This is a genomic window from Sphingomonas sp. SP1, assembly GCF_058313395.1.
The window spans coordinates 392,657-412,195 of the sequence record NZ_JBZFLC010000001.1; the positions used below are offsets into that span (position 1 = coordinate 392,657).

Below are 19,539 nucleotides of genomic sequence, written 5' to 3' on the forward strand. Positions count from 1 at the left end.
AAGGAAGGGCGGCGCCGGCGACGGCGCCGCCCTTTTTGCAACCACGCCTGCGCCCGCGCATTCATGCCCTACCGGGGGGCAAAGGAAAGGAACGCGGATCCATGTCCCGCCTGCCCCTTCTCTGCGCTGCCGCAATGGCTGCAATCGCTCTTCCCGCCGCCGCTGACGCTCAGCTGGCAAGCTCGCCGTCAAACGGCGTCAGGGTTCACACCGGCAACGGCGGCGGCCACGGCGATCATGGCCGGCGCGTGCGAGGGCCGACACTCGTTTACGGCTTCGGTAGTCCCGAAGGCTGGGCTTACTACAACAATCGCAGCTTCGCGCCCGATAGCTTCAACGACTGGTGGCACGACCGGCCGGATCGCAGCCTGCCGCGCTGGGTGAGCCAGAACAGCAGCTGCGAGCGGCAATATTGGACAGGCAGCGGCTGGCGCTGCTGACGGAACCTCAAGCCGGCTGCAGCACTTCGCCGGCGAGCGCCTTGAGATCGGCTTCGGGCCGCGCGCCATAATGCTGGATCACCTCGGCCGCGGCGATCGCACCGAGCCTGAGCGACTGTTCCAGCCCAAGGCCGCGCGCCTGGCCGGCAAGGAAACCGGCAGCGAACAGGTCGCCCGCACCGGTGGTATCGACCAGCCGCTCGATCGGCTCGGCCGGAACGCTCGCCCGCTCGCCGCCCGCGGTGGCGGTCGCGCCCAGTTCGCCGTGGGTCACCACCAGCAGCGGGACCTTCGGCGCCAGCTTGGCCAGGCCTGCCTCATGATCGCGCTCGCCGGTCATCGCCGCCAGCTCCGCGGCATTGGCGAACAGGATGTCGATCTTGCCTTCGTCCAGCAGACGCAGGAAGTCGGGACCGTGCCGGTCCACCACGAACGTGTCGGACAGGGTGAAGGCGACCTTGCGCCCGGCCGCCTTGGCGTCGGCAATCGCCGCTTCCATCGCCGCGCGCGGCCCTTCCGGATCCCACAGATAGCCTTCGAGATAGAGGATGCCGGCGTCCTTGACCGCCTGATGATCGATCACGTCGGCCGATAGCATCTGGGCGGCGCCAAGGAAGGTGTTCATGGTCCGCTGGGCATCCGGCGTCACCAGGATCAGGCTGCGGGCCGTGGCTCCGACGTCGCCGCGCGGTTCGACCAGGAAATCGATGCCCTGCGCCTTGATGTCGTGGCGATAGATGGCGCCCAGCTGATCGTCCGCCACCTGCCCGATATAGGCCGTGCTGCATCCCAGCGCGGCCAGCCCGGCAGCCGTGTTGCCGGCCGATCCGCCCGACAATTCGCGGCCCGGCCCCATCACGCCATACAGCCGCTCGGCCTCCGCTTCGTCGATCAGCCGCATCGATCCCTTGGTCAATTCCTGGCTTGCCAGGAAAGCGTCGGTCGCGTCCGCGATCACGTCGACGATGGCGTTGCCGACGCAAAGCACGTCGTAGCGGGGCTTGGTCATAAGAGCGGGGCTTTCAGCAGATCGGGAAAGCGCGCCGCCTAGCCGCCGCCCGCTTGCCAGTCCAGTCGCGCGCCGCCAAACAGCGCAGCCATGCGCCTTCTAGCTCCGACCACTGCCGCGCTGCTGCTCGCGGCCTGTACGACGACCCCCAGGACCCAGCCGGCGGCGCCCGGCCCGGTCGCCCCACAACTCCCGCGGCCGGCGGGGGGCCTCGTCGGACTCACCGTTGACGAACTCGGCGCCCGCTTCGGCCAGCCCAGCTTTCAGGTGCGCGAAGGCGCAGGGGTGAAACTGCAATGGTCTGCGCCATCCTGCGTGCTCGACGCGTTCCTCTACCCGCCCGCCAATGCCGCCGGCGAAACCTTGCGCGTCACCTATGTCGAGGCGCGGCGGCCATCGGGTGATCCGACCGATCAGGCGGGATGTATCGCGGCACTGCAAGCCGCGGGCTGAAGCTGCGCCTTCGCCCATTCGGCCGCATCCGCGACGACCGGATCCTCATCCGAACGCAGGCTATCGACCCTTGGCAACAGGGCCGGGTCGCCGCTGTTCCCGGCCGCGATCAGGCAATTGCGCAGGAAGCGCTTCAGTCCGATCCGCTTGATCGGCGATCCGGCGAACAACTCTCGGAATGACACGTCGTCCAGCGCCAGCAGGTCGGCAAGCCTGGGCGCGGCCAACTCCGCGCGGGGCAGGAAGGCCATATTGGCCTGCGCCTGCTCCGCGAACCGGTTCCATGGGCACACCGCCAGGCACTCGTCGCAGCCATAGATGCGATTGCCCATGGCGGCGCGAAACTCATGCGGGATCGGGCCCGCATGCTCGATGGTCAGGTACGATATGCATCGCCGGGCATCGATCCGGCGTGGCCCGTCGAAGGCATCCGTGGGGCAGGCGGCAAGACAGCGGGTGCAGCTTCCACAATGTTCCTGCCGCGGCGGATCCGGTTCCAGCCTCAGCTCGGTAAAAATGACCCCGAGGAACAACCAGTTGCCGTGGGTTCGGCTGAGCAGGTTGGTGTGCTTGCCCTGCCAGCCGACCCCGGCCGCGGCCGACAATGGCTTTTCCATCACGGGGGCCGTATCGACAAAGACCTTGAGCTCGCTCGGGACCGTCTCGACGATGAAGCGGGCAAGCGCCTTCAGCGCCTTCTTCACCGTCTTGTGGTAATCGCCGCCCTGCGCATAGACGCTGATGCGCCCGATGCCCGTTTCGCTCTCCAGTCGCCGCGGATCCTCGGCCGGGGCATAGCTCATCGCCAGTGCGATCACGCTGTTCGCCTCCGGCCACAGCGCCTGGGGATGCGCGCGCTGGCCCGCCCGTTCTTCCATCCACCCCATGGATCCGTGCCGCCCGGCGGCGATCCAGCGTTTCAGCTCCTCGCCCGCGCCCGGCACCGCATCGGCCCGCGCAAAGCCGCATGACACGAAGCCCAGTCGCGCGGCCTCGGACCGTATTGCTTCCTTAAGGCTTTCCGAGTCAGACACGTGGCTCCATTACGCTCGCTGCCCTGCGCTTGTCGAAGGGCTGTCCTTCAAGTCTTGGCTCAGGAACGTTCGTGCTCCACGCCCCGCCGCTTTCCGACCTCGCCGTTCAGGCGAACGCGCTCGTCAAGGATTTCGGCGACAAGCGCGCGGTCGACGGCGTGACCCTGTCGGTACCGACCGGCAGCATCTACGGCATCCTGGGTCCCAACGGAGCGGGCAAGACCACCACGCTGCGCATGCTGCTCGGCATCATCGACCCGTCCTCCGGCACCCGCTCGCTGCTCGGCCGCATTCGTCCGCTGGAGGCGGCGAACGAGGTCGGCTACCTGCCCGAAGAGCGCGGCCTTTACCCCGCAATGACCGCGCGCGAGGCGATCGCCTTCATGGGGGCGCTGCGTGGACTGCCGTTGAAGGAGGGCCGCAAGCGCGCCGCCCTGATGCTCGCCGAGCGGGGCCTTGGCGACTGGACCAACAAGCCGATCCGAACCCTGTCGAAGGGCATGGCGCAAACCGTTCAGCTGCTTGGAACCCTGGTCCACGACCCGCGGCTGATCGTGCTCGATGAGCCGTTCTCCGGCCTCGATGCGATCAACCAGGCCAAGCTGGAGGAGCAAATCCGCGCCCGCGCCGCGGAGGGGGTTACCGTCATCTTCTCGACCCACGTCATCGCCCATGCCGAACGGCTGTGCGAGCGGATCGCGATCATCGCCGGGGGCAAGGTCGCGTTCGAAGGCGGCGTGGACGAAGCGCGCGGCACCCTCCGCCCGATCGTACAACTGACGACCCGCACGGCCGACGGCCCGTGGCGAGCGGCCCTGCCGGCCAATGCCCGGCGCGAAGGCCCGATGTGGACGTTCGAGCTTCCCGCCGACGGTCCCGAACCCCTGCTCAAGGCGCTGATCGACGGCGGCGCGGGGATCGAGACGCTCTCCATCGAGCGTCCCGGCCTGCACGACGCCTTCGTCGCCATCGCGGGCGAAGCGGCCGCCCGCGCTCTTGGCGACGATGAAGGAGAGGCTTCGTGAAGGCGTTCAACATCTTCCGCTCGGCGCTGGTCATCGGCCGCCGCGACTTCACCGCCACCGTCTTCTCCAAGACCTTCCTGTTCTTCCTGATCGGCCCGCTGTTCCCGATCCTGATCGGCGCGCTGTTCGGGGGTATCGGCGCCAGCGTCGCCAGCAAGGCGGAACAGCCGGTGGTGGCGGTCATCGCGACCGACGCCGAATTCGCCGCCCTCAACGCGGCCCGCGACCGCCTGTCTCGCGCCATGCCGTCCGGCTCGACCGTGCGGCTCGTGCAGGCTCGTCCCAACGGAAATCCCGAGGCACTGACCCGCAAGCTGCTCGACGCGCCCAACTCGCCCGCGCTCGCGGTCCTGAGCGGTGCGCCGCAGCAGCCGCGATTGACCGGCTCGGTGGAAGCGGACAGCCCGGTGCTGCGCCAGATCGAGCTTATCAATGCGCAGGCACAGCTGCCGTCATGGTTCTCCGGCCGACCGATCGAGCTCACCACGGTCGATCGCTCGTCCGGCAAGACCGCCACGGCGCGCACCATCACCGCCCAGGCCGGCCAGGTGCTGCTGTTCCTCCTGACCCTCCTGCTCGCCGGCATGCTGCTGTCGCAGTTGATCGAGGAGAAATCGAACAAGGTGATCGAGGTACTCGCCGCCGCCGTGCCGGTGGAAGCCATTTTCCTGGGCAAGCTGTTCGCCATGCTGTGCGTGTCCCTGCTCGGCATCGCCGTCTGGGCAGGCGCGGCGATCGTCGGCGTGCTGCTGTTCGCCGACAGCGGCGCGCTCGGGGCCCTTCCGGCGCCCGCGCTCGGCTGGCCCGGCTTCATTCTCCTGTCGGTAGTTTACTTCACTTTCGGCTACCTGTTGATCGGCGGCGCCTTCCTCGGCATTGGCGCCCAGGCCTCCACGGTGCGCGAGGTGCAGACCCTGTCCATGCCGATCACCATGAGCCAGGTGGTCATCTTCGCCATCGCCGCCGCCGCGGTCGGCAATCTGGACGGGCCCGGAGGACTGTTCGCCGCCGCCTTCCCGCTATCCTCGCCCTACGCGATGCTCGCCCGCGCGGCGCTGGACGAGCGCTGGTGGCCGCACCTGCTGGCGATCGGCTGGCAGATCTTGTGGCTGACCCTGATCCTGCGCTTCGCCGCCGCTTTCTTCCGCCGATCCGTGCTGAAAAGCGGGCCGCAGCGGCGCTGGCGCTGGCCGTGGAAGGCGGCCCCAGCAGCGACCGCCGCAGCAGCGGGGCCGCAATCCTAGTGGACGAACCGGGCGACTACGTCGCGATAACTGCGCGAGACCTTCACCTGCGCGCCTGAGTCGAGCACCAGGAAGCATTCGCCGTTGGTATGCGGCTTCACCTGCTTGACCAGATCGAGATTGACGATGGTCGAGCGGTGAACCCGCTGGAAGCGGCGCGGGTCGAGCCGCTTTTCCAGATCTTTCATGGTTTCGCGCAGGATCAGCGTATTGTCGCCGGTCTGGATGCACATGTAATCGCCGGCGGCGTCGATCCGCTCGATCGTGTCCACGTCGACGCGGAAGATCTGCCCCTGATCCTTGATGTTGATCATCTTCTCGAACCGGTTGGAGGCGTGCGGCTCGGCCGTTCCGCCTTCGGCCAGTTCCTCGGCTGCTTCGGGCGCATGTTCGACCAGGGCCGCCTTCAGCCGCTCGGCCTCCTGCGCTCCGCTCTTCTCCGACAGCCGCTGCCGCACCCGCTCCATGGTCGCGGCCAGCCGGTCTTCCTCCACCGGCTTCATCAGGTAATCGACCGCCTGCGCCTCGAACGCGCGCAGCGCATGGTCGCCGAAGGCGGTCACGAACACGAACAGTGGCGGCTCCACCTCCATCAGGCCCTGAATCACCGAAAAGCCGTCGAAGCCCGGCATCTGGATATCCAGGAAGACGAGGTCCGGCTTGTGCGTCTTGATCGCGCGGATCGCTTCCCGGCCGTTGTTGGCGGTGGCGATCACCTCCACGTCCTCATGCGCCTCCAGCCGCAGGCGCAGGCCCTGCGTGGCGAGGGGCTCGTCATCGACCAGGATGGTGCGAATGCTCATGAACTGCTTGTTCCTCTTGAGGTCGTCGATCAGCCGGCCACAGGACCGGTGTCGAGCGGAATGTCGACAATAACGCTAAATCCCCCATGTTCGTTCGTGCGTGTCGCGAAGCTGTGCGCCGCGCCATAGGCTTGCGCCAGACGGTCCTTGGTGTTCGCCAGTCCGACACCGGTGGACTGGGTCGCGACCAACCCGTCCTGTCCCCCGGCCCCATTATCGGCCACCTCGATCCGGATGCCGTTCGCTTCGCGAGTGGCCGAAAGCCAGATGTCGGCCCCCGATTCACTCGGCGTCACGGCATATTTGATCGCATTTTCGATTAGCGGCTGGAGCAGCAGGCTCGGCAAGCGAGCGCCGATGGTCGCGGGATCAATCCGGAAATGCGGCCGCAGGCGATCTTCGAACCGCATCTTCTCGATTTCCAGGTAAAGCTTCAGCGTTTCCACTTCCTGCGCCAGCGTCACCTGCGCCGTCGGCTCGTTGGCCAGCGTGTAGCGCAGAAACGAGGACAGCCGCGCCAGCATCGCGTTGGCTCGCTCCGTCTGTTTCAGCAGCACCAGGGTCGAAATGGAATTGAGCGTATTGAACAGGAAATGGGGGTTCAATTGATACCGCAACATCGCCAGCTGGGCGGTGGAGGCCTGGCTTTCCAGCTTGCCGCGCTGGTCGATCTCCTCTTCCAGCAGCAGATAATAGTTGATGCCGTAATAAAGTGCCGACCAGGCCGCGAGAAGCGCGAAATTCAGCAGGATGGCGCCGAAATATTTGGCGCCCACCGGCCGCGAGCCGGGATCGACGAACGTCGAATGACTCCAGGTCTCGATGATCGAGAATGCAGCCGCCGCAAGCACCACCGCGCCCAGGCTCAAAACCACCGTATAAAGCGCTCGCATGGTGATCAGCCGCCGGAACAGCGATCCCATCAGCAGCGTCAGCGAATAGCCCGTGGCTGTCAGCAGCAACGTGTGGACCACGAACATCGCAGGCATGGCGTTGGCGACGCCGCCCAGCGTGCGAAGGACGAAATAACCGGCCCACCCGGCCGATTGCAGGATCCAGAACGCCCGATTCTTGTCGGCAAAGAACGGCCGGTCCAGCCCGACCGACTGCGCCAGCGGGCCGCGGCGCGGCTCGATCGCGCGAGGTCGCTTCATCAAGGTCAGTGGTGGCGTTGCCGGCGCGGCGGCTGGCCGGTCCGCTGTCAACGACGCGCTATCGGTCGCCATGGATTCGCTCGGCCGTCCACCTCATGGCAACGAATATAGGCTGCTGCTTTCGGCATTGCGAGCCGCGTTCGAGAGGTGCACCCTCCATCAGGCGAGGAGTCACCGATGAACGACCAACCCGATCGCGCCGGTTTCCGGTCGATGGACGAAGGCACTGCCGAGGACTGGGCGGTGATCGCCGGCCACTTCTTCCCTTATGCCGGCAGGCTTGCCGACCGGGTTCTCATCCACCTGCGACTGCTGGATGGTGACTATGGTGGCTTTCCTGTGGATCGGCTTCAGCATTCGCTACAGACCGCCACCCGCGCCCATCGCGCCGGGGAGGACGAGCGCTATGTCGTCGCCGCACTGCTGCACGACATTGGGGATACGCTGGGCAGCTACAACCATCCCGATATTGCCGCCGCCATCCTGAAACCTTTCGTCGACGAGCGGCTGCACTGGATCGTGGAACAGCATGGCATCTTCCAGGGCTACTATTTCTTCCATCACCTGGGCATGGATCGGGACCTGCGCGAACGATTCCGCGGCCACCCCAATTTCGAGGATACCGCTCGCTTCTGCGAGCAGTACGATCAGGCGGCCTTCGATCCGGCCTACGACAGCGCCCCCCTCGAATTCTTCGAACCCATGGTGCGTCGGGTGTTCGAACGTCCGTTGCAGAGCATCTACAAGCCGGCGGTTGAATAGATATCACCCTGCCGGACGGCTGACGCGAGGGGCCAGCGCGCTGTCCTACTCACCCGCGCTTCGCTACGAAGCGCCCATGTCTCGCAACGTCTTTCTCCAGCCGACCGCTTCCGCACCTCGCGGCGGAGGTGAACATATGGCGGACGTCGCGTCCATGTTGCCCAAGTTGAATTTCCGCGAATCGCCGTTCAGCCGGCGTTCGGCCAATCCTTGTTTGAGAGTCGCCGCATGACCCGTACCCTGCTTCTGTTCTCCAGCGCGCTGGCGCTCGCCGCCTGCCAGACCGTGCCTGCTGCCGTGGTTCAGGCGCCGCCTCCCGCACCGGCGCCGGAGCCAGGGCCGGCTCCATCCGGTCGGATGGTCGCGCCGGTTCTCGCCACCGCCGACGCCGTCGACCCGCACAGCTTCGCCCGGCCGCTGGAGGCGCGCGTACAGCACGTTGCGCTCGACCTCGCAGTCGACTTCGCGAGCAAGACCATTGGCGGCACCGCGACACTCGATATCGAGCGTCAGCCGACCGCTCGCGTCATCGTCCTCGACCGCAAGGGCTATGAGGTGCAGTCGGTCACCGACGGCGCCGGCCGGCCGCTCGCCTATAGCTTCGGCGCCGAGGACAAGGATCTCGGCACGCCGTTCCAGATCGAGCTTGGCCCCGACACCCGGCGGATCGTCGTCCGCTATCGCTCGAGGCCGGATGCGGAGGCCTTGCAGTGGCTGACCCCGGCACAGACCGCCGGCAAGCAGCACCCTTTCCTGTTCAGCCAGGGCCAGTCGATCTTCAACCGTAGCTGGATCCCGACGCAGGATTCGCCAGGAATCCGGCAAACGTGGAGTGCGCAGATCACCGTGCCGGAGCCGCTCGAGGTCGTCATGAGCGCGCCGTCGCGTGGCACGATCAATCCAGAACTTCCGAAGCGAACATTTCAGTTCGGGATGGACAAGCCCGTCGCCCCCTACCTCATCGCCATCGCGGTCGGTGATCTCGCCTTCCAGCCGCTCGGTCCCCGCACCGGCGTCTGGGCCGAGCCCGTCAGCCTCCCCGCCGCCGCGAAGGAGCTGGAAGACACCGAAAAGATGGTCGTCGCCGCCGAGCAGCTGTTCGGCCCCTACGAGTGGGGCCGCTACGACATGATCGTACTGCCGCCCTCCTTCCCGTTCGGCGGGATGGAAAATCCCACCATGACATTCCTTACGCCGACCTTCATCGCTGGCGACAAGAGCCTTACCAGCCTGATCGCGCACGAGCTCGCGCACAGCTGGTCGGGCAACCTCGCCACCAACGCGACCTGGGCCGACTTCTGGCTCAACGAAGGCACCACCACCTACGCCGAACGCCGGATCGTGGAGGCGATCTACGGCGAAAAGGTCGCCCGGCAGCAGGTCGCGCTGGGCATCGACGCGATGACCAAGGGCGTCGCCGACAATGGCGGGGCCAACGGCGCCGACACGCGCCTCGCGATCGACCTCAAGAGCCGCCACCCGGACGATGGCCTGACCGACATTGCTTATGAAAAGGGGGCCGCCTTCCTGCGCATGATCGAGGCCAATGTCGGCCGGGAACGCTTCGACGACTTCATGCGCGGCTGGTTCGCCCGCCACGCCTTTCAGCCCGTCACCAGCGCCATGTTCCTGGCCGAGGTGCGCCAGTATCTCGTCCGCGGCGACCAGGCGCTCGAACGGAAGCTGCAGCTTGATCAATGGGTCTATCAGCCCGGCATCCCTGCCAACAGCGTGCCGGCAGATCGACAGGCATTTGCCGAGGTCGATCGCGCAGTGGCTGCCGCGCCCGCCGCTCTCCCGACCGCGCAATGGCCGCGCTGGACGACCGATGAGCGTCTCCGCTTTCTCCAGCGCCTGCCGCGCCAGCAAGCCCGCGCCACGCTCGACCGGCTGGAGCGGGCATTTCAGCTCAACGAAACCGGCAACATGGAAGTGAAGTTCGCCTGGCTCGAGCTTGCGGTCGCCAATCGCTACGATCCGGCCGTGCCCGCGCTGGAGCGGTTCCTGACCACGCAGGGCCGCCGCAAGTTCGTCCGGCCGCTGATCAAGGCGTTGGCCGCCGACGCCGGCTGGGGCCGGCCGATCGCATCACGCGTCTATCGTCAGGCAAGGCCCTTGTACCACCCGCTGGTGACCGGCGAGCTTGACGAGCTGGGCCTGTAATTTCGGCGTCATCTTAACTCGGCCTCAACCCTCTTCGGCTAATCCGCGCTGAAGAGGCTAGCGAGGCAACGTGTACGAGGCACCAGACCGGTACAAGCGAATGATAGCGGCGCGGCTGCCCGATGGCGAGTCGGTGGCGGCCGCAAAGGATGTCGATCGCGCGGCCTCCCCGCTCAAGGACATCCAGCTCATCTCGCGGGGCCAGCTCGCGCCCTTCTTTGCGGCGGCCAACATGGTCGCGGCGCTCCTGTTCTGCACCGCGCTGTGGGGCTCCGTCCCGACCGAATATCTGCTCCCGTGGGCGCTGGTCGTCAGCGCCCTCAACATCGTCGCCATGCGCTGGTCGCAGCATCAGGCGGTGGTCTGCGTCGGCCGATCGGGCAAAGCCGTGCCGCCGCCCCTGCTGATCGGCGACGTGGTCGTCCGCGCCGCCGTCTGGCTCAGCCTGCCGCTCTATCTCTTTCCCTCGCTGGGCGCCGCCGACCAGGTGATTGCCGGTTCGATCATGGCGGGGATCGCCGTCGCCGGCCTGGCGCTCGTGGTGGTGCCGGCCAGCGCGACCGCCTGGATGGTCGCCTTCACCATCGGCATGTGCGGCAGCATGTTCGTCGCCCGCGACACCATCCCCTACCAGCACATGCTATCCATCATGTTCACGCTGGGCGTGTCGATCTTCGGGGTGCTGATCGTCGCCCGTTGGGCCTTCCGCCAGCTCAAGGCCAATGCCGACATGGGGTCGCAGTCGGAAAGCGCTTCTCTGCTGCTTCAGGAATATGAACAGCGCGGCGTGGGCTGGCTGTGGCAGATCGACGCCGACAACCGTGTCACCTATATCTCCAGCCGGATGAGCGCGCTGCTTGCGCGGCCCAGCAGCCAGCTTATCGGGCAGCCCTTGCCCGCATTGCTGGGCGGCCATGCCGAACTTGGGCGCGTGCTGCTCGACAAGCGCGCCTTCCTCAACCTGGAAATGGAACTGAAGACGCCGCACGGCCCGCGCTGGATCTCGATGGCCGGCGATCCGATCATCGATACGGCCGGCCGCTTCGAGGGCTTTCGCGGGGTCGGGTCGGACATCACGGACATCCGGCACACCCAGGAACGGCTGACTCACCTCGCCAACGTCGACGTCCTGTCTGGTCTGCCGAACCGGGGCCGAGTGCGGCAACTGCTTGGGGAATCGCTGCGCGTTGCGATGGCCAGCAATGTGCCGTGCGCCATCATGTTCCTCGATCTCGACGGCTTCAAACCGGTCAACGACACGTTCGGCCACCCCAAGGGGGATGCCGTGCTGCAGGCCGTCGCCAAGCGGCTGTGCGACAAGGTCGGCAGCGACGGGCATGTCGGCCGCCTGGGCGGCGACGAATTCGCCATCGTGATCCCCGACGCGCAAAGCCGGGCCAAGGTCGAACAGCTCGCCGAGCGGATTATCGCTTCCGTCGCCGAGCCTTATCGGATCGACGGCGTCGAAATCCGCATCGGCGTGTCGGTCGGCTGTGCGTTCGGTCCCATCGACGGCGCGACGGTCGACGACCTCATCCTCAAGGCTGACCTTGCCCTTTATCAAGCCAAGGACGCCGGCCGCGGTGTCGCCCGCTACTTCAGCCACGAGCTGCAGCACGAACAGGACGACCGTATCCGGCTGGAAGCCGACATCCGCGCGGCGCTCGCCTCGCGCCAGTTCCACCTCGCCTTCCAGCCGCTGGTCAGCGCCAAGACGCAAAAGCTGGTCGGCTTCGAAGCGCTGCTGCGCTGGAACCATCCCAAGCGCGGCTTCGTCCCGCCCAACGTCTTCATTCCAGTGGCCGAAGAATGCGGCCTGATGGGGGAATTGGGCGAGTTCGTGATCGAGGAAGCCTGCAAGGCGGCTGCGACCTGGCCCGAACCGATCACCGTCGCGCTCAACATCAGCCCCAAGCAAATCATCCTGCCCGCGCTGCCTAACATGGTCAGCCAGGCGCTGGCCCGGCACAAACTGCCCGGCAACCGGCTGGAGCTCGAGGTCACCGAGGGCGTATTCCTCGATGACGATAATCGGACGCTGGCCGTCCTCGGTCGCTTGCGCCAACTCGGCGTGGGAATCGCGCTCGACGATTTCGGCACCGGCTATTCGTCGATCGGCTATCTGAACAAGGCCGTGTTCCACAAGCTGAAGATCGACGGCAGCTTCGTCCGCGAAGCGGGTAACAAGGCAGGCAATGTCGCCATCATCCAATCGATCGTGCAATTGGCCAAGAGCTTCCGCATGTCGGTAACCGCGGAAGGGGTGGAAACCGCGGAGGATTTCGAGCGCATGCGCGACCTCGGCTGCGACACGATCCAGGGCTATCTGTTCGGCAAGCCCCTGAGCTACGACCGCGCGAACCAGATGGTGATGGGTCTCGGCGCCAAGCGGCTCGCGGGATAGGGTTCAGCGGGCCGCCGCGACCTGCGGACCCGCATTTCCCTTCCGCGCAATGATGAAACGCTTGGCCTCCTCGAACTCCCGCACGGTCACTCGTCCGTCCCGGTCCGCGTCGGCCATTTCCTTGAAAGCCGCCGCTGCGCCCTGGGCCTCGAAAGTGGTCAGCCAGCCGTCGCCATTGCGGTCATGGTCCTCGACCGCCCAGCCATGCAGTACGGGGTCCCGTTCGAACAGCTCCGCGGCCGCGGGATTGAACGGCGTTGCGGCCGCCTGCGCCACCATCAAGAGTAACCCTGTCATCATCGCGCCGAACTTTCATCCAAGCGAATACCCGACGGTTAACGTTCAACCCGCCCCTTGGCTGCACGTGGCGCAGGTCAGGTCGCGCAGAGCAGGCCTCGCACCGCTTCGTCGAGTGCCTCCGCCCGGAACGGCTTGGCCAGAAGCGGGGCGCCGGGCGCCGCTTCCCGGACCGCATCCGTTTCGCTGTAGCCGGACACGAACAGGATCGGCTGGCCGGGCCGTTCGGCCATGATCTCCCGCGCGACATCGGCGCCCGTAAGGCCAGGCATGACGAAGTCCAGGATCACAAGATCGGGCGCCTCACGCCGGAATTCGGCCAGCCCGGCAGGTCCATCGGCCGCTTCGCGCACCTGGTAGCCGAGGTCGTCCAGCGTCGCCGTTACGAAGCCGCGCACATCGGGATCGTCGTCGATGACCAGAACCGACCCGCCCACCGATTCGTCGGCCCGGGCCGACGCCCCGGCCTTGGCTTCCGGAGCGGAGCCGTTTTCGCTCGCCTTGCGGAAGAACAGCTGGATGCAGGTGCCGGAGCCAGGCGTGCTCTTGATGCGCGCGGTCCCGCCCGACTGGCGCGCTACGCCGTAGACCATCGACAGGCCCAGCCCGGTTCCCTTGCCGACTTCCTTGGTGGTGAAGAACGGTTCAAACGCGCGCTCGGCGACCTCCGGCGGCATCCCGGTGCCATCGTCTTCGATACTCAGCACGATATAATCGCCGTCGGCCATCTCCGGATCGCCGATGACCGCCACCTTTTCGGTCCGGATGGTGAGGGTGCCGCCGTCCGGCATGGCGTCCCGCGCATTGATCGCAAGATTGAGAACCGCGAGTTCGAGCTGCGTGGGATCGGCCAGTACCGGCATCAGATTGCCGTCCAGTTCGAACACCTTGTTGATGCGCGGTCCAAGCACGTTGCGAAGCAGCGGCCGCATATGCTCGACCAACGGCGCGACATAGGTCGGCTGCACTTCCAGCCGTTGCACACGGCTGAAGGCCAATAGCTGTGCAGTCAGCCGGGCGCCGCGCTCTGCTGCCTCCAGCGCATTCCTGGCGTAGCGCTGCAGCTTGGGATCGGTCTCCCGCTTGGCGATGATATCGAGCCCGCCGACAACCACGGTCAGCAAATTATTGAAATCATGCGCGATGCCGCCGGTCAGCTGGCCGAGCGCTTCCATCTTCTGGCTTTGCCGCAGCTGTTCCTGCGCCCCGCGCAATTCCGTCACATCGCGGGCCTCGAACAGCAGGTAGCGAACCGCGCCGCTTTCTCCCAGGATGGGATGAAGGGTCACGGCCAGGTGATGCGTCGCGGAGCCGGGCCGGGCGAGCGTCACTTCCTCGGAATAATTCTCCCCGCTTGCCGCAAGGGCCACCGCCTCGTGCACCTTCTCCGCAATCTCGGGAAAAGCGCGAACCGTGGGGGCGTCCCACAGCTTGCCACCGACCGCCTCGCGCGGATCATGCGCGCGCCAGCCGGTGCGCGTCTGATTGACCTCCAGCACCGTGCCGTCCGGACGTAACAGAACGATCACTTCCTGCACCGCATCGAAGATCGCTCGGAAGCGGGCCTCGCTTGCCGACAATGCGGCGGTCCGCTCGTCGACCAAAGCCTTCAGCGCGCGCTCGCCTTCCTTCGCCACCGTCACGTCGAACGCCGCCCCGATGAAGCCGATCAGCTCCCCGTCGGGTCCGAATCGCGGGCGGGAGACCGACCGCAACCAGCGCCATTCGCCATCGTGCCGGCGGTAGCGGGCCTCGAGCGTGAACGGTTGCCGGCTCGCCTCGCCCGCCTGGCTCTCGGCGACCAGTCGGTCCCAATCGTCGGCATGAATCCATTGCCGCCATTCGTGGGAACTGACCTGTTCACGGGTCAGGCCGGCAAACTGCAGATAGGCTTCGTTGACGAACTCCCGCCGGCCGTCGAGCCGTGTCACCCACATCATCACCGGCGCGGAATCGGCAATCCTGCGGAAACGCGCTTCGGACTCGCGCAGGGCGCGTTCGGCGACCCGCTGCTCGCTGACATCGTGAACCAGGATCACGAGTCCGATGATCTCGCCGCTGTCCGGATCACTTTGCGGCAGATACTCGGTCTGAAGTGCCAGCCGGCCGCGCTCGGGATGATTGAATTCCGCCGCGAACCATTGCCGTTCCCCCCGCATTGCGGCGTCCAGCAAGGGGGCCCGTTCGCGATACGCTTCCTCGCCAAGCAACTCCTGCAGCGTTCGGCCGAGGATCTCCGATCGCTGCCGCCCGAAGAATTCGGCAAAGGCGCGATTGCAGAAACGGTAACGCTGCTCGCGATCGATGAAGCACAGCAGCATCGGCAGGGCATCGGCGATGCCCAGCACTTGCGTGAAATCGAACGCGGGTACGCGGTCGCTCAGCCCGGAAGGATCGGCTGCCCCCATGTCATCAAGCTAGACCCTTCCGCCTGTTCTGCAAACAGGCCCAAATGCCGGGTGGCGCACCATCAGACGACAGTCGGCAACTTGCCCCGGAAATCGTCGGCCAGAAGATCGTGCGTTTCGGGATGGCGAGCCATGTAGGCGGCGAAGAATTGACAAAGGGGCACAACCTGCAACCCACGCGCTCGCGCTGTCGACAGCGCCGCTTTTGCCAGTTGCGAAGCAACGCCCTGCCCCTCGTGCGCCGGGGGGACGACGGTATGCGGAAAGACCATCCGATCGCCTTCGATGCGGTATTCGGCGAATGCCACACTGCCGTCCGCGAACGTTGTTTCGAACCGGCCGGCCTCCGTATTGTCGTGGATATCGATCATCGTCTGCGCTCCCGCGACAGCCTGCTCATCAGAATGGCCGCGCGGGTCGCCTGCCGCCAGATGGAGGGAATGTCGACCCGCTCTCTTTCCGTGTGATCGCCCTCGCTGGCCGGCCCCAGTCCGACCAGTCCATCCACATCCGCCGCAACGAAGCTGATATCACCAGCGCCGCGCTTGACCGGATCAAGTGGCTCCATCTTGGACAGACCCAGGTCCGTGTTGACCTCGTTCAATCGGTCGAGCAGCGCGCGATTACCCGCCGTCGGCGCCATAGGCGGATAGCCGTCCTCGAACAGCAGCTCGGCTTTCATGACCCCGGGCAACCGGCGGGCGACGATCGACTGCATCCGCGACTTGGCCCGCGCCACCTGTTCGAGGCTCAATCCGCGCAGGTCGCCGCGAGCAACGGCCTCGCTGGCGATGACGTTGCTCTTGCCGGCGACCTCCGCCCGGATCTTGCCCGCATCGAGCCTGGCCGAGCTGCCGCCGGCGATCAGCCCGACATTGTAGGTCAGCTTGTCCTCGGTCAGCTCGCGGCGAAATTCGTCCAGGATCCGCGCAAGCTCATAGTTCGCGCCGTAGCCGGTGCCCGGGGAGAAGATGCCGCTGGAGTGCGCGCCACGGGCGGCGACAGTCAAGGTCCAGTCCGCGACGCTGCGCCGGGCGATCGAGCCCATGTCGCGCCCGGCTTCTTGCGCCAGCCCTTCGAAGTCGAGCGCGGCGTCGGCCCGTTTGCCGGCCGCGATCAGGTCACGGCGGGCAAGGTCGAGCGGCGCTCCCGGATCCTCCTCGTCGCCGGTCAAGAAAACCTCGATATTGGCCTGCCGCAGCGTCCCCGCCGCTTGCATGGCGCGTAGTGCGGCGACGATGACCGCCACTCCGCCCTTGTTGTCGGCCGCGCCCGGTCCTCGGCCGCGGTCGCCCTCCAGGGTCCAACGCTGGAAGGGCGAGTCCGGCTCGAACACGGTGTCGAGGTGGCCGATCAGCAATAGCCTTTTCGTGCCGCGTCGGCCTGCCTTGGTCGCGACCAGATGGCCGGCTCGCCCGGTCTGTCGCAGCGGGATCCAGCGGACGGCGAAGCCCAGTGCCTCGAATTCGGGGCGGAGCATCTGCGCCACGGCTTCCACACCGGCCACGTTTTGCGAGCCACTGTTCTGGTTTACCATCCGCTCAAGCAGCGCCAGCGTCCGCGGCTGTTCGACGGTCACGGTGGCTGCGATGCGCTGCTCCGCCGGGGTGAGCGCCGCCGACACGGGCGCGGCCATCAACAGGGCGGCCATGCCCCAAGCGATCAATCGCATCACGAAGCCGCCACCACCACTCCCCGGCACTCGCCGAAGCCGATCGCGACCGCTCCTTCCGCTTCGGCCCGGGCGGTCAGGATCAACTCGTCGCCATCCTCCAGGAAGCTGCGGGTCTCGCCGCTGGGCAGGGTGATCGGCAGCTTGCCGCCGCGGCTGATTTCCAGCAGTGAACCGAGCCCGTCGTCGCTCGCCGTCGACAAGGTACCGGTGCCGATCAGGTCGCCGGGCTGCAGGTTGCAGCCGTTGCTGCTGTGATGCGCGACAATCTGTGCCGCGCTCCAGTACATTGCGGCAGCGGCATTGCCGTGGCTCAACCGATGCGGCGCGATCCCTTCGCTGCGCATGCGTTCGGTCGAGATGAGCGCTTCAATCGTCAGCCCAAGGCCCGGCGCCGGATCCTCGTCGCGAAGGTACTCGAGCGGCTGCGGGTCGCCCGCCGGCCGCTCGAAACCGGCGACGCGGAACGGCCGCAATGCGTCGGCCGTCACGACCCACGGCGACACGCTGGTCAGGAAATTCTTGGCCAGAAACGGTCCGAGCGGCTGGTATTCCCACGCTTGGAGGTCACGCGCGGACCAGTCGTTCAGCAGGCAATATCCCGCGATATGCTCCGCCGCTTCGCCAATCGGAATCGGCTCGCCCAAGCGGTTGCCGCGCCCGATCCACAGGCCGAGCTCCAACTCATAGTCCAGTCGCCGCGAAGGACCGTACTCGGGAATGTCCGCTTCCGGCGGCTTGCGCTGGCCGCTTGGGCGGACCACCGGCTCGCCCGATGCCCGCACGCTCGATGCGCGACCGTGATAGCCGATCGGCACATATTTGTAGTTGGGTAACAGGGGATTGTCCGGCCGGAACTGCCGGCCGACGTTGGTGGCGTGATGAATGCCGACGTAGAAATCGGTGTAGTCGCCGACGATGCACGGCAGATAGGTCGTCGCTTCGGACTGACCGATCAGCGCCGGCTCGACATCGTCGCGGTAGCGCCCGTCACTCAATATCTTGACCAGGCGGTGGCGAAGCGCCGTGTGATCCGCCGGCCCGCGCGCCAGCCAGGCATTCAGAACGGGAAGCGCCAGGTCCTCGCGCCATTCCTCGTCGAGCAGGTCGGCAACGCCCGTCAGGTCCAGGATGAAATCGCCGATCGCAACGCCGATCCGCCGCCCCTGCCCGTCCGCCGAAAATGCGCCGAGAGGCAGGTTCTGCACCGGAAAGTCGCGGTGCCCGTTCGCGCTTTCGACCCAACTCGTCAGCGCCGGGTCGTGGGTGTGATCGAGCCCGCTCACGGCAGCACCGCCTTGGGAAAGTCGGCCCACGCCAGATCGTAGTCGGGCTGCGCCCGTCCGAGCGCTTCGGCGGTGACCTCAAACGGCCAGCAGCTTTCGATCATGAAGGCCATCGTGCCCGCGATCTTGACGGGTTTGAGCTCCGCCTCCGAGGCCCTGCGCCACGTGTCCACGTCGGGGCCGTGCCCGCTGAGCAAATTGTGCAAGGACAGCCCGCCGGGCGCGAAGCCCTCCGCCTTGGCGTCGTATTCGCCGGTCAGCAGACCCATGCATTCACTCATCACGTTGCGGTGGAACCAGGGCGGCCGAAACGTGTCCTCCCCCACCATCCACCGCGGCGGGAAGATCACGAAGTCGACATTGGCGCGTCCATGCACGGTCGACGGCGACGTCAGCACGGTGAAGATGGACGGATCGGGATGGTCGAAGCTGACCGTCCCGATGGTGTTGAAATGAGCCAGGTCATAACGGAATGGCGCCAGGTTGCCGTGCCATGCCACCACGTCGAGCGGCGAATGGTCCAGCACCGTGGTCCATAGCTGCCCGCCATATTTCTGCACCACCTCGGTCGGTTCGTCGCGGTCCTCGAACCAGGCCACCGGCGTTTCGAAGTCGCGCGGGTTGGCAAGTCCGTTCGCGCCGATCGGGCCTAGGTCCGGCAGTCGGAACGGTGCGCCGTAATTCTCCGCGACATAGCCACGCGCTTCACCGTCCGGCAGCAATACGCGGAACCGGACCCCGCGCGGGATCAATGCGATCTGCCCCGGCGCAATCTCCAGCCGGCCGAGCTCCGTCAGTATGTCGAGCCGGCCCTGCTGCGGCAGGATCAGCAGCTCGCCGTCGGCGGACACGAACACGCGCCCGTCCATGTCACGATTGGCGGCGTACAGATGGACGGCCACCCCCTCCAGCTCGGCCGGCGAGCGGTTGAATACCGCGGTGACCAGGCCGTCGACGAAGTCGGTCCCCGCCGGCGCCGGGGCGATCGGGTCCCAGCGCAGGCGGTTGGGCGCCAGCGGCTCCGGCCCGGCCTCCGCCTTCAGGCGCGGCGCACCCTGATAGCGAACGAAGGGGCGATGATCAGCGCTCGGCCGCATCCGGTAAAGCCAGCTGCGCCGGTTCTCGTGCCGGGGCATGGTGAAGGCGCTGCCGGAAAATTGCTCCGCGTAAAGGCCGAAGGCTGGCCGCTGCGGGCTGTTCCGTCCTTGCGGAAGCGCGCCGGGCACCGCTTCCGTCGAATGATGGCCGCCAAAGCCGCTCATATAGGCTGGGGAAGAATTGCTGAGCATGTCGATGCTCTACGCGTCGTCGACGGTGGTGAAAAGCTTGGGCTGCCTGAACGAACAAAGAGGCGACAGCGCCAGCTGCCGCCTCCATTGCTCAAT

The 19,539-nt window shown here is 66.5% G+C and carries 17 protein-coding genes; 7 read left to right on the top strand and 10 right to left on the bottom strand.

Going from position 1 to position 19,539, the window contains the following annotated elements; all coding sequences use genetic code 11:
• Positions 1-101 precede the first annotated feature (101 nt).
• On the top strand, positions 102-440 hold the full coding sequence (locus AC4GYS_RS02070) for a hypothetical protein (RefSeq protein ID WP_491107449.1): 339 nt from the start codon (positions 102-104) through the stop codon (positions 438-440).
• A gap of 7 nt (positions 441-447) precedes the next feature.
• Here the strand turns inward: AC4GYS_RS02070 and AC4GYS_RS02075 are convergent, their stop codons facing one another.
• Complete coding sequence (locus tag AC4GYS_RS02075) at positions 448-1,449, bottom strand: adenosine kinase (RefSeq protein ID WP_491107450.1); 1,002 nt, start codon at positions 1,447-1,449, stop codon at positions 448-450.
• Between the two features lie 90 nt (positions 1,450-1,539).
• On the opposite strand from AC4GYS_RS02075, the gene AC4GYS_RS02080 reads away from it, so the two are divergent.
• Positions 1,540-1,902 (top strand): hypothetical protein, encoded by a 363-nt coding sequence (locus AC4GYS_RS02080; protein WP_491107451.1) that lies wholly within the window; start codon positions 1,540-1,542, stop codon positions 1,900-1,902.
• Here the strand turns inward: AC4GYS_RS02080 and queG are convergent.
• Complete coding sequence (gene queG / locus AC4GYS_RS02085; RefSeq protein ID WP_491107452.1) at positions 1,863-2,936, bottom strand: tRNA epoxyqueuosine(34) reductase QueG; 1,074 nt, start codon at positions 2,934-2,936, stop codon at positions 1,863-1,865. The genes AC4GYS_RS02080 and queG overlap by 40 nt on opposite strands.
• 71 nt (positions 2,937-3,007) lie before the next feature.
• Here queG and AC4GYS_RS02090 point away from each other — a divergent pair, with 71 nt between their 5' ends.
• The gene (locus tag AC4GYS_RS02090; RefSeq protein WP_491107453.1) at positions 3,008-3,961 is read left to right on the top strand and encodes an ABC transporter ATP-binding protein; all 954 of its coding nucleotides are present in this window, start codon (positions 3,008-3,010) and stop codon (positions 3,959-3,961) included.
• The gene (locus AC4GYS_RS02095; RefSeq protein WP_491107454.1) at positions 3,958-5,205 is read left to right on the top strand and encodes an ABC transporter permease; all 1,248 of its coding nucleotides are present in this window, start codon (positions 3,958-3,960) and stop codon (positions 5,203-5,205) included. The genes AC4GYS_RS02090 and AC4GYS_RS02095 overlap by 4 nt, the downstream gene beginning before the upstream one ends.
• Here AC4GYS_RS02095 and AC4GYS_RS02100 read toward each other — a convergent pair.
• Complete coding sequence (locus AC4GYS_RS02100; protein WP_491107455.1) at positions 5,202-6,008, bottom strand: LytR/AlgR family response regulator transcription factor; 807 nt, start codon at positions 6,006-6,008, stop codon at positions 5,202-5,204. The two genes, AC4GYS_RS02095 and AC4GYS_RS02100, sit on opposite strands and share 4 nt — an antisense overlap.
• A 29-nt stretch (positions 6,009-6,037) precedes the next feature.
• The gene (locus AC4GYS_RS02105) at positions 6,038-7,234 is read right to left on the bottom strand and encodes a sensor histidine kinase (protein ID WP_491107456.1); all 1,197 of its coding nucleotides are present in this window, start codon (positions 7,232-7,234) and stop codon (positions 6,038-6,040) included.
• A 105-nt stretch (positions 7,235-7,339) separates the two neighbouring features.
• On the opposite strand from AC4GYS_RS02105, the gene AC4GYS_RS02110 reads away from it, so the two are divergent.
• The 3 genes from AC4GYS_RS02110 (at position 7,340) to AC4GYS_RS02120 (ending at position 12,491) form a co-directional block, all read left to right on the top strand.
• Positions 7,340-7,924, top strand: coding sequence for an HD domain-containing protein (locus tag AC4GYS_RS02110; RefSeq protein ID WP_491107457.1), 585 nt, complete (start codon positions 7,340-7,342; stop codon positions 7,922-7,924).
• A gap of 228 nt (positions 7,925-8,152) precedes the next feature.
• Positions 8,153-10,087 carry a M1 family metallopeptidase gene (locus AC4GYS_RS02115; protein WP_491107458.1) on the top strand — a complete coding sequence of 645 codons (1,935 nt, stop codon included), beginning with the start codon at positions 8,153-8,155 and terminating at the stop codon, positions 10,085-10,087.
• Positions 10,088-10,157: 70 nt separating this feature from the next.
• Positions 10,158-12,491, top strand: a complete 2,334-nt coding sequence (locus AC4GYS_RS02120; protein WP_491107459.1) for a putative bifunctional diguanylate cyclase/phosphodiesterase — start codon at positions 10,158-10,160, stop codon at positions 12,489-12,491.
• Positions 12,492-12,494: 3 nt separating this feature from the next.
• On the opposite strand, the gene AC4GYS_RS02125 is transcribed toward AC4GYS_RS02120, so the two are convergent.
• The 6 genes from AC4GYS_RS02125 to hmgA all read right to left on the bottom strand — a co-directional run bounded on the left by AC4GYS_RS02125 (position 12,495) and on the right by hmgA (position 19,443).
• Positions 12,495-12,788 carry a hypothetical protein gene (locus AC4GYS_RS02125; protein ID WP_491107460.1) on the bottom strand — a complete coding sequence of 98 codons (294 nt, stop codon included), beginning with the start codon at positions 12,786-12,788 and terminating at the stop codon, positions 12,495-12,497.
• Between the two features lie 77 nt (positions 12,789-12,865).
• On the bottom strand, positions 12,866-15,196 hold the full coding sequence (locus tag AC4GYS_RS02130) for a PAS domain-containing hybrid sensor histidine kinase/response regulator (protein ID WP_491107461.1): 2,331 nt from the start codon (positions 15,194-15,196) through the stop codon (positions 12,866-12,868).
• Positions 15,197-15,258: 62 nt separating this feature from the next.
• Positions 15,259-15,567: a GNAT family N-acetyltransferase gene (locus AC4GYS_RS02135; RefSeq protein ID WP_491107462.1), complete on the bottom strand. Its 309-nt coding sequence runs from the start codon at positions 15,565-15,567 to the stop codon at positions 15,259-15,261.
• The gene (locus AC4GYS_RS02140; RefSeq protein ID WP_491109346.1) at positions 15,564-16,868 is read right to left on the bottom strand and encodes a M20/M25/M40 family metallo-hydrolase; all 1,305 of its coding nucleotides are present in this window, start codon (positions 16,866-16,868) and stop codon (positions 15,564-15,566) included. The genes AC4GYS_RS02135 and AC4GYS_RS02140 overlap by 4 nt, the downstream gene beginning before the upstream one ends.
• Positions 16,868-18,154, bottom strand: a complete 1,287-nt coding sequence (fahA, locus tag AC4GYS_RS02145) for a fumarylacetoacetase (RefSeq protein WP_491107463.1) — start codon at positions 18,152-18,154, stop codon at positions 16,868-16,870. The genes AC4GYS_RS02140 and fahA overlap by 1 nt, the downstream gene beginning before the upstream one ends.
• Positions 18,151-19,443: a homogentisate 1,2-dioxygenase gene (hmgA, locus tag AC4GYS_RS02150; protein WP_491107464.1), complete on the bottom strand. Its 1,293-nt coding sequence runs from the start codon at positions 19,441-19,443 to the stop codon at positions 18,151-18,153. Before hmgA ends, fahA begins: the two co-directional genes overlap by 4 nt.
• Positions 19,444-19,539 lie beyond the last annotated feature (96 nt).